The organism is Actinacidiphila cocklensis (genome assembly GCF_907177275.1).
In the GTDB taxonomy this organism is placed as follows: Bacteria; Actinomycetota; Actinomycetes; order Streptomycetales; family Streptomycetaceae; genus Actinacidiphila; species Actinacidiphila cocklensis.
Window position 1 is genome coordinate 1 of sequence record NZ_CAJSLV010000064.1, and the last position, 15,435, is coordinate 15,435.

Consider the following 15,435-nt stretch of genomic DNA (forward strand, 5'->3'; position numbering starts at 1 on the left):
CGTCGCGGGGGGCAACACCGGGCGGCCGCAGCCGGCCTCCCGGCGGGACAGCGCGGTGACGGTGTACGTGTGCGCCGCCACCGTCAGCGCGGGCACCGCCGCACGCCACCACTTCCCCGGGCGCGAGGTCGCGCCGAGCAGGACGTCGAGCCCGCGGCAGGCGGCCATGGCGGCGGGTCCCGCGCCGGTGCCCTTGAAGGCGGTGTCGTACGCCCACACCGCCGCGGTCAGCGGTACCGCCACCGCGAGCGCCCGCCGGCCGCCGGCCAGGCCCGCCAGGGCCAGGCCCGCCGCGCTCAGGCCCGCGGCGACGCCCAGGGCGGCGCCCGGCGAGACGCGGCCGGACGGTATCGGCCGCTCGGGGCGCTCCTCGGCGTCCAGTTCGCGGTCGGCCCAGTCGTTGGCCGCCATGCCCGCCCAGTACAGGCACACCGCGGACGCGGACAGCCCGGCGGTCCTGGGACCCAGCACGCCTGCCGCCGCGGCTCCCGCGACGGCGTCGCCGGGAACCGACAGGGCGGCCGGCGCGCGGACCAGCTCCGCGAGGTCGCGCAGCCCGGTCACCGCCCGCCGCCGGCGCCGGCCTCGGCGCCCAGTCCGGCGACGAAGGTGCGCAGCGTCTCCCACTGGGCGTGCAGCGCGTGGTCGACGTCGCCCATCGGGTCCTTGAAGAAGTACGCCAGCTGCTCCAGCGGCCCGCCTCGGCCCGCCTCGTGGGCGGCCAGCGTGATCCTGGCCAGGTCCAGGACGAGCGGCGCGGCGAGCGCGGAGTCGCAGCCCTGCCAGGTGAACTGCAGGCACATGCCGGTGCCGAGGAAGCCGGCGAAGGTGACCAGGTCCCAGGAGGTCTTGAAGTCGCCGATGTCGGCCACGTAGTCGATACGGGTGTCGCCCTGCGGCGCGTAGCCGAGGGTCTCGCGCAGCACCCGCTGCTTGCTGACCGACTTGGCCGCGTTGGCACCCGGGTCGACGAGGTTGGCGCCGTCGCCGCCGCCGAGCAGGTTGACGCCCGACCAGGTGCGCACGTCCAGGTTGCGCATCGCGAACATCGGCGCGAGCACCGACTTCAGCAGCGTCTCGCCGGTCTTGCCGTCGTGGCCCGCATACGGCAGGCCCTGCTGCGCGGCGAGTTCGGCCAGGGCGGGCAGCCGGGCGCCGGTGGAGGGGGTGAAGTCGACGTAGGGGCAGCCGGCGGAGAAGGCCGCGTACGCGTACAGCGAGCTGGGCGGCAGCACGTCGCCCGGTTCCGCCAGCGCGGCGGCCAGGGCGTCGAGCCCGGCGTGGGCGGGGTGCTCGGCGGGCGCCGCCTCGGTGGAGGAGACGTTGACCACCACGACCCGGTCGAGCCGGTGGCGGGTGCGGAAGTCGGTGAGGTCGCGGGCGATCAGCGCGGCGGTCTCCGCCTGGGTGGCGCCCTCGGGCGCGTGCCGCAGGTCCGCGTCGACCGCGTCGAGATCGGATTCCAGGGCCTGGACCAGCCGGGCCGGTACGACACCGGCGGCGGCGAGCTGCTCGGCCTTCTTGGCCAGCGGTCCCGTGGTCACGTCGTGGCCGCCGAAGCGAAGGTCGCCGAAGCCGGGCAGTGCGGCGCTGTTCATGTCTGGGTGGGCGGTCACGCATCCCACCGGGTCGGTCAGTCCTGCGCGCAGCGCGAGGGCGCCGACCACGCTGGTGGTGGCGACGGAACCGCGGGCGCCGATGAGCCAGATGCCAGCACGCACGTTCTTGTCCTCCGATCACGAACACAGCGAACGGATGGTGCGGTTCCCGTTGCGGGCCGCGGCCGGGGCCGGAGGCCGCGCGGCAGCGGCCCGCAACAGGGTGGTGACCGGTCGGTCTCAGCCGATCTTGATGATCTCCCCGTCGTGCGCGCCGACGGTCGACGAGGTGGTGCACGCCGGCGCGTCGTCGCAGGCGGGCCACATCATCGTCTTGCTGGCGACGTAGATGGAGCCGTCGCGGCCGGCCAGGAAGCCGGTGGGCGCGAAGAGCTTGCCCGACGCCAGCACGGTGCGCTCGTTGGTGTAGCGGTTGATCTGGATGACGTCGCCGATCGGGTCACCGGTCGGCAGGAAGCCCGTGGTGTCGAACTCGGTGACGTAGAAGTCGCCGTTGGCGCCGAAGCCGCAGCCGCTGATGGCGCTGAAGCCGCTCTGCCACACCGACAGGCTGCCGGTGCGCGGGTTGTACTTGTAGATCTTGGCCTCGGTGTTCGAGCTGGGCTTGCCGGTGATCTCACCGACGTAGACCGACTGGTCCGGGCCGACGGCGACGCAGGACGGCACGGAGTCGACGCCCGTCGAGGTCTTCGGGATCCACTTGAGGACCTTGATGTTGCCCCAGGGGTCCACGGAGTCCAGGGTGTTGGCGGCCGCGTTCACGGTGTAGAAGCCGCCACCGGGCTTGGTCGTCACCGCGTACGGGTTGGACTCGGGGTAGCTGTTGCCGAGCTCCAGGTGCGCCTGCGTCCACTCGTAGTCGAACGAGCCGACGTTGGCGACGTCCGTCGCCTGGTTCCCGGTGATCTTCAGCAGGCCGCCGTACTGCGTGGTGAGCGACGCCTTCAGGTCGGCCGGGATGGTGTCCGGGATCTGCTGTGCGGAACCGGTCTCCAGGACGTACAGGTGCCCGTCGGAGTAGGTCAGGCCGTTGGCGCCGACCACCTCCTCCTGGTTGAAGTTCGACGCCAGGCCCTCGATGATCCGCACCGGGGTGCCCGAGGAGACGTCCGCGAGGGACCCGGTGAAGCCGAAGCACTTGGTCGGGAACCCGGTGCCCACGCAGGTGGGCGGGGCCTCACCGGCCTCGGAGACGATGAGGTGTCCGCGCGGCCCCCAGACCAGGCTCCGCGGTGAGTTCAGGCCACTGGCCACGACGGTGACCGGTGCGTTGCTGGTCAGATGGGCGGGATGATGGGCCGCCTGGGCCTCCGCCCCTTCCGAGGGTCCTGCACCCACGCCGACGAGTGCTGTCGCCGCCGCCACGCCGGCGAACAGCAACCGACTCGTTTTGAGACGCCACATCTTGGCCCCATCTCCTCCGGGTTCGGGTGATCTGATTGCGTGAACGCCAAGGCGCACACAGGGAAACCGCCCGTCACGGTGGTGACCGGCGCGTTTCCTGTTGCCCCAGGCGCCTCAGCATTGATCAGCCGTCTTGGCCGGGACTGTTCGTCTGCTTGGCGCCGACTTGGTGTCGACGCGAAACCGACGGGGGACGGGACCGGTGGTGACCGCGGGCCGCCGGGCTGCGGACGCGGTGCGCGGGCGCTCCTGACGCGGGAACGGCGGCGGGCCGCCCGGCATGCGCCGGACGGCCCGCCGCCGTCACCGGTGGTGCCGTGGACGTCTCAGGAACGTGCCTTTTCGGCCGCGACGGCCGGCTTCGCGGCGCCGGGTCCGTGCGCGGGCGCCGGCAGCGGGCCGCTGCGCAGCAGCGCGCCGCAGATGACCGCGCCGACGCCGAAGATGGCGGTGCACCACCAGAAGACGGTGCTGTAGCCGTGGATCGTCGCGAGGTGGATCTGCACCGGGTTCGGCTTGCCCTGTGCATGGCTGCTCAGGTAGTGGGTGGCGGCGCTGGCCGCGATCGTGTTGAGCAGCGCGGTGCCGATCGCGCCGCCGAGCTGCTGCCCGGTGCTGATGGTCGCGGAGGCGATACCCGCGTCGCGGGGCTCGACGCCGGAGGTGCCGGTACGCAGCGCCGCCGCGTAGATCAGGCCCATGCCGAAGCCGCTGACCACGGTCGGGCCGAGGAGGGCCGCCGCGTAGCCGGAGTCGGGCCCGATCTGCGTCAGCCAGGCCATCGCGGCCGCGTTGACCAGCATGCCGCCGGCGACCAGCGGCCGCGGCCCGAACCTGGGCATGATCACGATGTTGCCCACGTTGCTCGCGACCGCGGTGACCGCGACCATCGGCAGCAGGGCCACACCGGAGGTGATCGCCGAGTAGCCCAGGTCGGTCTGCATGTAGTAGATGAGGAAGAGCAGGACGCCGAAGGTGCCCATGCCGACGATCAGCCCGGTCAGGTACGCGCCGCCGCGGTTGCGGTCCAGGACCACGCGGGGCGGCAGCAGCGGGTGCGGTGCGCGGAACTGCCAGAAGGAGAAGATCACCAGCAGGACGCCGCCGGCCGCCAGGACGGCCCAGGTGGAGGTCGCGTGCCAGCTGTGGGTTGCGGCGTTGGAGAAGCCGTAGACCACGCAGAACATCCCGCCGGACACCACGATCACGCCGGGGATGTCCATCTTGGCGCCGGACCTGGGCTGCCGGGTCAGCAGCGTCAGGCCGCCGACGAGCGCTATGGCGGCGAAGACCAGGTTGACGTACATGCACCAGCGCCAGGACAGGCCTGAGGTCAGCGCGCCGCCGATCAGCAGGCCTATGCCGCCGCCGCTGGCCGCGACCGCGCTGAAGACGCCGAAGGCCTTGCCGCGTTCCTTGGGGTCGGTGAAGGTCGTGGCGAGCATCGACAGGGCGGTCGGCGCCAGCAGCGCCGCGAAGGCGCCCTGGCAGGCGCGGGCCGCGACCAGCATGCCGAAGCTCTGGGCGGCGCCGCCGACGGCGGAGGCGAGGGCGAAGCCGCTCAGGCCGATGAGGAAGGTCTCCTTGCGGCCGACGAGGTCGGCCAGCCGCCCGCAGAAGAGCAGCAGGCTGCCGAAGCAGAGCGCGTACGCGGTCAGGATCCACTGCTTGTCCGCGTTCGAGAAGTCGAGGGCTTCCTGGGCCGACGGGAGTGCCAGGTTCATGACCGTGATGTCGAGGGTGATCATCAAGTAGGCGGTGCAGATGACGGCGAGGACCAGCCACCGCCTGGGGTCCCCGGCCGCTGTCCCGGCCGCCCCCGGCCCCTGTCCGGCTGCGGGGGCTGCGCTCCGTGCTGACATGTGTTCATCTCCTAGTCGCAGTGAACGAGCATCAGGCTCCGCTCGTATGACAGGCACTGGCGATCGGATGTGACCGTGGCCCGCCACTTTCGGACGTCCGGCGCCCCGTGACGTGATGTCGGCCGCCCGGGGGCCGGGGCGGCGCGGGCTAGCGCACCTCGGCGGCCTGGTGGTCCAGGATCTGCGAGACCACCTGGCTCAGGACCTCCGCGGGAGTGTCGCTGCCGCCGGTCGAGCGCCACGCGACGTGGTTGTCGGGGCGCACGAGGAGGGCGCCGGCGTCGCCGATCTCCCGGACCGCCGCCCACCGGCCGTCGGCGTCGGTGCAGTCGGCGCCGTCGGCCGGGTCGCCGATACGGGCCGTGGTGATCGGGACGGAGAACTTCTCCGCGACCTGCGCGGCCGCCTCCACCCACGCGGCGCCCGCAGGACCTGCGATCAGCGCGAAGCCGGTGCCCGCCAGGTCGTGGGTGGACAGCCGGCGCCCCTCCCGCTCGATCCAGGCGTGCGCCAGCCGGTGCCCGGGGCGGGTCGTGGGGTGGTACGCGTCGCCCATCGGTGAACGGGCCGGCGGCGGGCTGCCGTCGGGGACGACGGCGCCGTCCTCGTACGCGAAGCCGATCTCCAGGTCGTGCGCCTGGCATTCGGCGCGGTGGGTGCCGAAGATCTCCGCGGCCCGCGCCCTGACGGCCTCGCCGACCGGCGAGGTGTCGAAGTACGTGCTGAAGGCCGACGAGCGGTGCTCCGGCAGGATGTGCGCACCCAGGCCCACCGCGGCCTCGGTCATCAGCCGGTGGTGGAACCAGGTCGTCAGCCCCCACTCGACGTTGCGCTTGCCCAGCGGGCGGCGCTCGGCCTCGTAGGTGTCCAGCAGGCTGTCGTCGGCACGACCCGAGACGACCGCGGCGAGCTTCCACGCCAGGTTGTGCACGTCCTGGATGCCGCCGTTGAGGCCGAGCCCGGTGGTCGGCGGCTGGCGGTGCGCGGCGTCGCCGACGATCAGCACCCGGCCGTCGCGGTAGCGGTCGGCGAGCACGCCCTCCACGCTCCAGTGCGACACCTTGTGCAGCGTCAGGTCCAGGCCCGGCAGGCCCAGCACCTCGCGGATCCGCGCGGTGATCGCCTGCGGGTCGTCGCGGTCCGCGTCGCCGGGGACGAAGTGCAGGCCCCACTCCTCGCAGGCCTTGCCCCAGCTGGGGCCCATCTCCAGCAGGGTGCTGGACAGGTCGGGGCGGTAGGGGTTGAGGAACCAGGTGATGATCGTGCCCTCGTGCCACCAGCGCGACAGGTCGGCGGAGAAGTACGCGGTGGTGACGTCGACCATCGCGGGTACGCCCTGCATCCGCACGCCCAGCTGCGGGCCGAGGGTGCGGCCGCCGTCGGCGGCGACGACGTAGCGCGCGATGACGGTGGTGATCTCGCCGGTCGCGGTGTCGCGGATCTCGGCGACGACGTGGTCGCCGTCCTGCGTGAAGGCAGCCAGCTCGTGGCCGAACAGCACCCGCCCGGGATTGCGCTGCTCGGCCTGGCTGCGCAGGATCGGTTCGAGGCGCAGCTGCGGCAGCTTGATCGGCAGCACGGGTCCTGCCGCCGCGTAGGTCCCGGTCAGGGCGCCGCCGCCGAAGGCGTCCATCTCGTGGATCACCTGCCGGTCCAGCGGCCCTTCGCCGGTGAGCGTGGTCTGCCAGCGCACCCTGCCGAACTTCTCCAGCGGGGCCGCCCGTTCGACCGCGGCCTCGTAGAGGCCGTGCTGGCGGAAGATCTCCATCGTGCGCTGGTTGAGGTAGTGCGCCTTCGGCAGTTTCGACGTGTCCGCGTGCCGTTCCACCAGCAGGTGGTCGACTCCGTGGTCGGACAGGAAGACGGACGCGGACAGCCCGCACCCGCCGCCGCCGACGATCAGAACCGGAACCTCGATAGCCTCCATGTTCTGCCTTCCCTCATATGACGGCCCGGGCGCGAAGGCCCGGGCCGACGTATCACGGCCGATGCTGAGGGGACCCAGCATCGGCCGCGGGAATTGGCCGGCACCTGTCGGCGGGTTGGTGCCGGCTTGGCGTACGGGGGCAGCTCAGGCGGACTTGGCGATCACCCGGGGGTGCGGGCGCCAGTCGAGGGCGGGAGCGTGGTTCAGTATCTCGTTCTCCAGGTGCTGCAACGCGGGTCTGGGGTCGATGCCCAGCTCCTCGGCCAGCCGTTTCTGGTTGGTCCGCAGCACCCCCAGCGCGTCGGCCTGCCGGCCGGCCCGGTAGAGCGCCAGGCTCAGCAGCTCGCAGCCGTACTCGCGCAGCGGGTGCGCCCGGGTGAAGGCCTCCAGTTCGGCGACCGCCATCTCGTGGGCGCCGACCGCCAGCAGCGCGGCGCAGCGCCCCTCGACCACCGAGAGCCGCAGCTCCTCCAGCCGGGCCACGTCCGGCCGCACGTAGGTGGTGTCGGCGACCTCGGCGTAGGCCTGGCCGCGCCACAGCGCGAGGCCCGCCTCGAACTCCCGCACCGCCTGCTGGGGTTCGCCCCAGTCCAGGGCCTGCCAGCCGGCGGTGGCGCGTTCGCTGAAGCGGTGCACGTCGACCTCGACGACCCGGCTGTCGAGCAGGTAGCCGCGGCCGTAGGTCCGTAACACCGTCGCCGGGGTCCTGGGCGCGCGGTCCGGCTCCAGCACCCGCCGGAGGTTGGCCACGTACGCCTGCAGGGAGGTGATGGCCGACGGTGGCGGATTACCGGTCCACAGCTCCTCGACGATCATGTCGACGGCCACCGGTTGGCCCACCTTGCTGACCAGCAGCGCCAGCAGCGCACGCTGCTTGGGCGCTCCCGGATCGACCAGCCGGCCGCCGACCACCGCCTCGATCGGGCCGAGTGCCCGGAATTCGGCCATGGGTTGCGGAGTGTCCGGAATCTGCGGCGACTGCCCGGGGGTCCAGCGCACCGCACCCGGGGGTCCCGCGGGTGTCGAAGCGATGACTTCCGGCCGACTTCTCTCCCCGATCGTGCCGACGACTCGGGGGGGCGGCGATGGCAATGGATCAGCATCGAGGTCTTTAGCGAAATACTCTTTCAAAAACTCGTTCGTGCGCCGAAGTTCCCACACTTCGCGTTCCAACTCGGCGATGCGCCGGGCATCCGCGTTTCCGCTCACTGACGGCCGCCCGCCTTCGGTCCGCGTAGGGCGGCCGCCGACTAACTCAGCGCCGATGACGCGGCTATCGACATTGATTTCCTCGTTCGCCATCCCGAACTCCCAACATCTCACCGCCTGATCCGGTCGCCCGACCGGACCGGATTGCGGCCTGGCAGGCTGCCGGGCGTCACGGCCAGGCAGTTTCCGGTCACCGAACGCTCCGTATAGCGTGCGCGAACGGCCTACATGAGACGACTTTCAGAGTGCGCTCACAACACGCCGGGGGAACGCCAGAAGGCACGCATCCCTGAGGGGTATGCGTGACCCAAACACGATGTGTTGCCGGAAACGGCAATCGTGACTGGAGTGCCGATGCTTTCGACTTCCACCGGACCTGGCGACCAGAATGTCAACTCCCGGTCAATACGCCCACGGTCGGGTTCCAGTCCTGCGTCAAATAATTGCACGTCGCGCCCCCGCTGCGCTAAATAATTATCCAGTCTGCGCGAGAGAGTCTAGCCCTGTGCTCATAGAGAGTCAAGGGCGCGTTACAATCCGTAGCGGTAATGAGGCAAATACGCACGAAATCGGTGCAATGACTTATCACTTGCCCCTGTAGGCCGCCGCCTCCGCAGCCTACCCTCCGGCGGGCCGCGCAGTGACAGGAAACTGTCATCGAGGGGAACGGCGGCAATATGTTGCCCCTGGCCACGGGTTGACGGTATTTCACCGCCGCCAGGAGTGTTGCCGTATGACACTCCTTGATTCACTCCGCGGTCCACAGGACTTGAAGGATCTCGGACCGAATGAGCTGACGTCCCTGGCCGCGGAGATCAGGAGCCGCCTGATCTCGACAGTGTCCGCGAACAGCGGGCACCTGGGACCCAACCTCGGGGTGGTGGAGCTGACCATCGCCCTGCACCGGGTGTTCGACTCGCCGCAGGATCCGCTGGTCTTCGACACCGGCCACCAGTCCTACGTGCACAAGCTGCTGACCGGCCGGCAGGCGGAGTTCGCCACGCTGCGGCAGCCCGGCGGCATGTCCGGCTACCCCAGCCGGGCGGAGTCGCCGCACGACCACGTGGAGAACTCCCACGCCTCGACCTCGATGTCGTACGCCGACGGGCTCGCGAAGGCCTTCCGGCTGCACGGGGAGCAGGACCGCACCGCGGTCGCGATCATCGGCGACGGCGCCCTGACCGGCGGCATGGCCTGGGAGGCGCTGAACAACATCGCGGCCGACCGCACCAACCGGGTGGTCATCGTCGTGAACGACAACGGCCGCTCGTACGCCCCCACCCACGGCGCCATCGCCACGCACCTGGCGCAGGTGCGGACGACCCGGCGGTACGAGCACGTCCTGGACACCGTCAAGTCGACGCTGCCCAGGACCCCGCTGGTCGGCGCCCCGCTCTACGAGACGCTGCACGGGATCAAGAAGGGGATCAAGGACGTACTCCAGCCGCAGGTGATGTTCGAGGACCTGGGCCTGAAGTACGTCGGCCCGATCGACGGCCACGACCAGGCCGCGGTGGAACGGGCGCTGGCGCACGCGCGGGGCTTCGGCGGGCCGGTCATCGTGCACGTGCTGACCCGCAAGGGCCACGGCTACCCGCCGGCCGAGAACAACAACGAGGACCACCTGCACCAGGTCGCGGCGGGCACCGACCCGCTGACCGGGACGACGGTCAAGGCGGCGGCCCGCACCTGGTCGCACGTCTTCGCCGACGAGATCCTGCGGATCGGCCACCGCCGCAAGGACGTGGTCGCGATCACCGCGGCGATGCTGCACCCGACGGGGCTGGCGCCCTTCGCCGAGGCCTACCCGGACCGGGTCTTCGACGTCGGGATCGCCGAGCAGCACGCGGTGACCAGCGCGGCCGGGCTCGCCATGGGCGGCCTGCACCCGGTGGTGGCGCTCTACTCGACCTTCCTCAACCGGGCGTTCGACCAGCTGCTGATGGACGTGGCCCTGCACCGGCTGCCGGTCACCTTCGTCCTGGACAGGGCCGGGGTCACCGGCCCCGACGGCGCGAGCCACAACGGCATGTGGGACGGCTCGATCAGCCAGCTGGTGCCGGGCCTGCGGATCGCCGCGCCGCGGGACGCGGCCCGGCTGGCGGAGCTGCTCACCGAGGCGCTGGACGACGCCACAGGGCCGACGCTGCTGCGCTTCCCCAAGGCCCCGGCCGGCGGCGAGGTCCCCGGCCTCGGCGTGCTCGGCGGCATGGACGTCGTGGCCAGGCCCGAGGCGGGAGCGGCGGTGGACGTGCTGCTGGTCGGCGCCGGGGTGATGGCCGGCGTCTGCGCGGACGCCGCGTCCCGGCTGGCCGACCAGGGCATCGGCGCGCTGGCCCTTGACCCGCGCTGGGTCAAGCCGGTGGACCCGGCGCTGGTCCCCGCGGCGCGGGACGCGCGGCTGGTGGTCACCGTCGAGGACAACGGCATCGCGGGCGGCTTCGGCGACGCGGTCTCCCGCACCCTGCGCCAGGCGGGCGTCGACACCCCGGTGGTGGCCTTCGGCCTCCCGCAGGAGTTCCTCACCCACGACAACCGGGGCGACATCCTCGAACAGGCCGGGCTGACCGGCCGGGACATCGCCAGGTCGGTCACCGAGGCGGTCTCGGGGCGCGGCACCAAGGACACCGTCGTCGGCTCGCGCTGACCCGCGTACGGGAGCGGGCGCCGGCGGGGCGGGCGCGCAAGCAGCCGCCAAGCCGGCGCCAACCGGCAGCACAGTCCCGGCCAAGGTGCGTGGCCAATGCTGGGGCGACCGACCGTCACGATCTATGCGTGGAGGATTCAATGTCCGGAGCCGCTGAAGTCGAGCGCGTGTATTCGGCCATGGAGGAATCGGCCGGGCTGCTCGATGTCGCCTGCTCGCGTGAGAAGATCCAGCCGATCCTTACCGCGTTCCAGGACGTACTCGCCGACGGCGTGATTGTCTTCTCGATGGCCAGCGGCCGCCACGCGACGGAGCTGGACTTCAGCATCTCGGTGCCGGCCGACCACGGTGACCCGTATGCCGCGGCGCTTGCGCACGGGCTCATCCCGGAGACCGACCACCCGGTCGGCGACCTGCTCGCCGACACCCAGAAGGCGCTTCCGGTCTCGATGTTCGCGGTGGACGGCGAAGTCACCAGCGGATTCAAGAAGACCTACGCCTTCTTTCCGACCGACGACATGCCGGGTGTCGCGCAGTTGATGGACATCCCCTCGATGCCGCCGAGCGTGGCGCAGAACGCCGAACTCTTCGCCCGGTACGGCCTCGACAAAGTGCAGATGATCTCGCTCGACTACAAGAAGAACCAGGTGAATCTCTACTTCAGCAATCTGAAGTCGGAATTCCTTGAGCCCGAGCCGGTGCAGTCGCTGGTCCGCGAGATGGGCCTGGAACTCCCCGGCGAGAAGGGGCTGCCGTTCGCCAGGCGGTCGTTCGCGATCTACCCGACGCTCAGTTGGGACTCGCCGAAGATCGAGCGGCTCTGCTTCGCGGTGATCTCCACCGACCCGACCCTCGCCCCCGCGCAGGACGAGGCGGACCTCTCGCTGTTCTCGACCTACGCGAACAACGCGCCTTACGCATATGCCGGTGAGAAGCGCACCCTGGTCTACGGCCTGACGCTGTCGCCGAGCGAGGAATACTACAAGCTCGGCTCGTACTACCAGATCAGCGATATCCAGCGCAGGCTGCTGAAGGCGTTCGACGCCCTCACCGACTGACCCGCCGTACGCTTTCCCTTCCGCCGGCGCGCGTGCGGGGCGGCCTCCTGGAGGCCGCCCCGCACGCGCGCCGCGCTGTGCGCCCGGGTGTCGCCCGGGGTGTCGCTCAGGTCAGGACGATGTCGATGCCCGCCAGGTCGGCCTGGACGTCGATGGCGGCGATCCGCCCGCCGTCGATGGCGAAGCGGAAGACGACCCGCGGTGCGCCGTCGTGCGCCCAGACCAGGCCGGGCGAGCCGTCGACGAGGGCGGTGACCGGGGACCAGGTGCGGTTGAGGAAGGCGCGGGTGACGGCGTCGGCGCCGTGCACCTCGGGGACGGTGTTCCAGTTGGCGGCGTCGGCCATCCTGATCGCGGAGTCGTCGGTGCGCAGCACGATGTCCGGATCGAGCACCGCGAGCAGCGCCTCGAACTCGCCCTCGCGGGAGGCGGCGAGGAAGGCGCGGACCAGGTCGGCCCTGCCGGCCTGGGCGGCGGCGTCCGCGGTGTCGTCGCCGGCTCCCCTGGCCCCGGCGTCCGCCGCGTTCGCGCCCGCCCCGGCCTGCTGGACGCGGCGCCGGGCGCGGCTGGCCAGCTGGCGTGCCGCGGCCGGGGTGCGGTCCACGATGGGCGCGATCTCCTCGTAGGGGACGGCGAACATGTCGTGCAGCACGAAGGCCAGCCGCTCCGCGGGGGTGAGGGTGTCGAGGACGACGAGCAGGGCGAGGCCGACCGAGTCGGCGAGCATTGCCTCCTGTTCCGGGTCGGCGATCACCTCGGCGCGGTGCGCCGCGGCGTCCTCGGGGGCGTCCACCAGGTCCTCGCGGCGCGACTTGCGGGACTTCAGCATGTTCAGGGACACCCGGGCGACGATCGTGGTGAGCCAGCCGCTCAGGTTCTCCACGGCGTCGACGTCCGCGCGGCTCAGTCTGATCCAGGCTTCCTGGACGGCGTCGTCCGCCTCTGACAGCGAGCCGAGCATCCGGTACGCCACGGCGCGCAAGCGGGGCCGGTCGGTCTCGAACCGCTCGACCAGCCAGTCGTGTTCGTTCATCACGTCACATTCTCCCACTGGTGCCTGCCAGAACATGACAGCCGGAAGCCCGCCGATGTGACGGGACGGCATATCGTCCGCCGCCCCATCCGCCACCCGGACCTCTGCCCGACACACCCCGACGATACGGGGCGTGAATGAACGGCGACACGGCGTCCCCCTCCATGCGCCCGTTGCCGGGCGGGTTGTCGACCACTCGTGGTGCGTGTGGGTAACCTGACGCGCATGCACGGGGGTTGGGACATGGACGTCGATCTGGGCGGGAGCGGTGCCCTTCCGCTCGCCGAGCGCGACCCGCGGCGGATCGGGCCGTTCCCCGTGGTCGGGGTGCTGGGCTCCGGCGGGATGGGCCGGGTCTACCTCGGGGTGGCCGCGCAGGGGCGCTACGCGGCGGTCAAGCAGGCGCTGCCCGCGCTCGCCGGGGACGAGGGCTTCCTGCGGCGCTTCGGCCGGGAGTTGGACGCCCTGGAAGGGCTGCCGGCCGGGTCCGGCGCCGCGCTGCTGGACAGTGACCGGGACGCGCGCCCGCCCTGGTTCGCCACCGCCTACATACCCGGGCTCACGCTGACCGAGGCGCTCAGGGCGCACGGCGGGCCGCTGCCGGTGCCTGCGCTGTGGGCGCTGCTGCGGGAGGCCGCCGCCGGACTGGCGGACCTGCACGCGCGGGACATGGCGCACCGGGACCTCAAGCCGTCCAACGTCATGCTGACGCTGGACGGCGTCACGCTGATAGACGTCGGCGTCTCCCGTGCGGCGGACCGGAGCAGGCCGGCCAGGACCGGCGTCACCATCGACGCCCCGGCGTACCTGGCGCCGGAGCAGGCCCCCGAACAGGCCTCCGCGCAGGGGGAGCCGACGGGTGCGGCCGATGTCTTCGCGCTCGCCGCGGTGCTCTCCTACGCGGCGATCGGCGCACCGCCCTTCGGCGAGGGCGCGGGGCCTGACGTGCTGCACCGCATCGTGCACGACGAGCCGGAGCTGGGTCCGGTACGGGCGGTCGACGCGGACCTGGCCGGCGTCCTCGCCTCGTGCCTGGACAAGGACCCGACGGCCCGGCCCACCGCGACGGAGCTGTCAGGACTGGCCGGTACGCACGCGGCGGCCGGCTCCGGCGCCGCCGGGCTGTGGCCGGCGTCCGTCCGCGAACGGATCGCGCTGCGGGCCGGCTTCGCGACGTCGGCCCCCGACCCGGCCGCCGTCGGCGGCGCAGGCGGCACCCCGCAGGACCCGCCGCGGGACGCGCCCGACGCCGGCAGGCGGCCCGAGCGCCGCAGGAAGCTGCTGCTCCTGGCGCTGCCCGTGCTGGTGGCCTGCGGTGCGGCGCTGGCCGTCCTGCTGGCCCCCGACAGCGGTTCCGCGCAGGGCTCGGCCGCCCCCGGCGCCTCGGCGGCGGCGCTGGCCGGCCCCTCGGCCTCCGCCCCGCAGTCCCCGTCCGGCACGCCGTCGCCCGCCCCCTCCTCGGACGGCGCCGCCTCCCCCGCCCCCGACGGCTCCGCGTACGAGGGCGGCACCGGCGGTACGGGCGGTACGCCGCACGCGTCCGGCGGCGCCACGGGGACGAGCCCGAGCCGTGCGGGCACCGGCGGCGCCACGGGCGCCGGTGCCGTGCCGCCCCCGGCGGCGCCCGGCCCGCCCACCGGGACCGGCCAGTTGCGGAACTCCGCGGACTCCCAGTGCCTGACCGACCTGTCCCTGCTCGCCACCCACACCCCGCAGGTCGGCCCGTGCGGCTCGAAGGGCTCCCTCGGCGGCACCCTGACCTACTCGTGGACCTTCGCGGCCGCCTCGGGCGGCACCTTCCGGCTGGTCGACCAGGCGGGCGACGCGTGCCTGACCGCGGCCTCCCGCGGCGGCTCCACCGGCCTGAGCGCCTGCGACGACTCCCCCGGCCAGCAGTGGCGGATCGGGACGGCGACCGGCACCGGGAGCACGTACCAGAGCGTGTCGAACGGGCAGTGCCTGGTGGTGGCGTCGCTGCGCAGCGTGGCGACCGGCGCGTGCGACAGCGCCCAGGCCGCGCAGGTCTGGTACCGGCCCTGACGTCGACTCCGGGTACCGGCCCTGACGTCAGCTCTCGGCGAGGCGGGGTTCCGCGGTCGCCGTGACGGCCGCCGGGGCGGCCGAGCCGGCCGGAGACCAGGTGTCCGGCGATCCCGGCGCCCCCGCGGTTGAACGGGACGCGCCCCGGCCGCGTATCCCCCCGTTTGCACGCGGGGTCGATAGCGTCGCGGGCATGGACACCTCCGCCGTCGAGACGCGGCACATCGGCATCCGGATCGACCGTCCCGCCGACGCGGTGTACGCCTACGCGTCGGTGCCCTCGCACCTGCCCGAATGGGCGCACGGGCTGGGGAGGTCGGTCGAGGAGGCCGGCGGGAAGTGGGTCGCCGAGTCGCCCATGGGGCGGGTCGAGGTCGCCTTCGTGCCGGCGAACGACTTCGGCGTGCTCGACCACGACGTGACGCTGCCCTCGGGCGGGACGGTCCGCAACCCGGTGCGGGTGCTCGCCGACGGCGACGCCTGCGACGTGGTGTTCACCGTCCGGCGGCGGGCGGGCACGAGCGCGGAGGACTTCCGCCGGGACACCGACGCGGTGACCGCCGACCTCGCCCGGCTCAAGGAGGTGCTGGAGGCCCGTTGACACCCGGGCCCGGCCGCGGCGCGACGCCCGGGCCC

At 72.4% G+C, this 15,435-nt stretch carries 11 protein-coding genes; 4 read left to right on the top strand and 7 right to left on the bottom strand.

From position 1 onward, the window contains the following. From NFU81_RS22780 to NFU81_RS22805, 6 genes are all read right to left on the bottom strand, one after another. The coding region (locus NFU81_RS22780) for an SCO3242 family prenyltransferase (RefSeq protein WP_251492838.1) at positions 1 to 564 on the bottom strand (564 nt) is incomplete at its 3' end. Further along, positions 561 to 1,721, bottom strand: a complete 1,161-nt coding sequence (locus NFU81_RS22785; protein WP_251492840.1) for an inositol-3-phosphate synthase — start codon at positions 1,719 to 1,721, stop codon at positions 561 to 563. The genes NFU81_RS22785 and NFU81_RS22780, both read right to left, overlap by 4 nt. Before the next feature lie 117 nt (positions 1,722 to 1,838). Continuing rightward, positions 1,839 to 3,023 (bottom strand): ScyD/ScyE family protein, encoded by a 1,185-nt coding sequence (locus NFU81_RS22790; RefSeq protein WP_251492842.1) that lies wholly within the window; start codon positions 3,021 to 3,023, stop codon positions 1,839 to 1,841. A 326-nt stretch (positions 3,024 to 3,349) separates the two neighbouring features. Beyond that, a complete protein-coding gene (locus NFU81_RS22795; RefSeq protein ID WP_251492844.1) occupies positions 3,350 to 4,885 on the bottom strand; it encodes an MFS transporter in 1,536 nt (511 codons plus the stop codon). Between the two features lie 148 nt (positions 4,886 to 5,033). After that, a complete protein-coding gene (locus NFU81_RS22800; protein ID WP_251492846.1) occupies positions 5,034 to 6,812 on the bottom strand; it encodes an FAD-dependent monooxygenase in 1,779 nt (592 codons plus the stop codon). Between the two features lie 144 nt (positions 6,813 to 6,956). Continuing rightward, positions 6,957 to 7,760, bottom strand: a complete 804-nt coding sequence (locus tag NFU81_RS22805; protein WP_251492848.1) for an AfsR/SARP family transcriptional regulator — start codon at positions 7,758 to 7,760, stop codon at positions 6,957 to 6,959. A 994-nt stretch (positions 7,761 to 8,754) separates the two neighbouring features. On the opposite strand from NFU81_RS22805, the gene dxs reads away from it, so the two are divergent. Next, a complete protein-coding gene (gene dxs, locus NFU81_RS22810) occupies positions 8,755 to 10,668 on the top strand; it encodes a 1-deoxy-D-xylulose-5-phosphate synthase (protein WP_251492850.1) in 1,914 nt (637 codons plus the stop codon). Positions 10,669 to 10,808: 140 nt separating this feature from the next. Continuing rightward, positions 10,809 to 11,726 (top strand): aromatic prenyltransferase, encoded by a 918-nt coding sequence (locus NFU81_RS22815; protein ID WP_251492852.1) that lies wholly within the window; start codon positions 10,809 to 10,811, stop codon positions 11,724 to 11,726. Positions 11,727 to 11,832: 106 nt separating this feature from the next. Here the strand turns inward: NFU81_RS22815 and NFU81_RS22820 are convergent, their stop codons facing one another. Next, complete coding sequence (locus tag NFU81_RS22820) at positions 11,833 to 12,759, bottom strand: sigma-70 family RNA polymerase sigma factor (protein ID WP_251492854.1); 927 nt, start codon at positions 12,757 to 12,759, stop codon at positions 11,833 to 11,835. Positions 12,760 to 13,002: 243 nt separating this feature from the next. Between NFU81_RS22820 and NFU81_RS22825 the strand changes: the two genes are divergently transcribed. Both NFU81_RS22825 and NFU81_RS22830 read left to right on the top strand, forming a co-directional pair. Beyond that, positions 13,003 to 14,799, top strand: a complete 1,797-nt coding sequence (locus NFU81_RS22825) for a serine/threonine-protein kinase (RefSeq protein ID WP_251492856.1) — start codon at positions 13,003 to 13,005, stop codon at positions 14,797 to 14,799. Positions 14,800 to 14,992: 193 nt separating this feature from the next. Continuing rightward, positions 14,993 to 15,400: an SRPBCC family protein gene (locus NFU81_RS22830; protein ID WP_251492858.1), complete on the top strand. Its 408-nt coding sequence runs from the start codon at positions 14,993 to 14,995 to the stop codon at positions 15,398 to 15,400. Positions 15,401 to 15,435 lie beyond the last annotated feature (35 nt).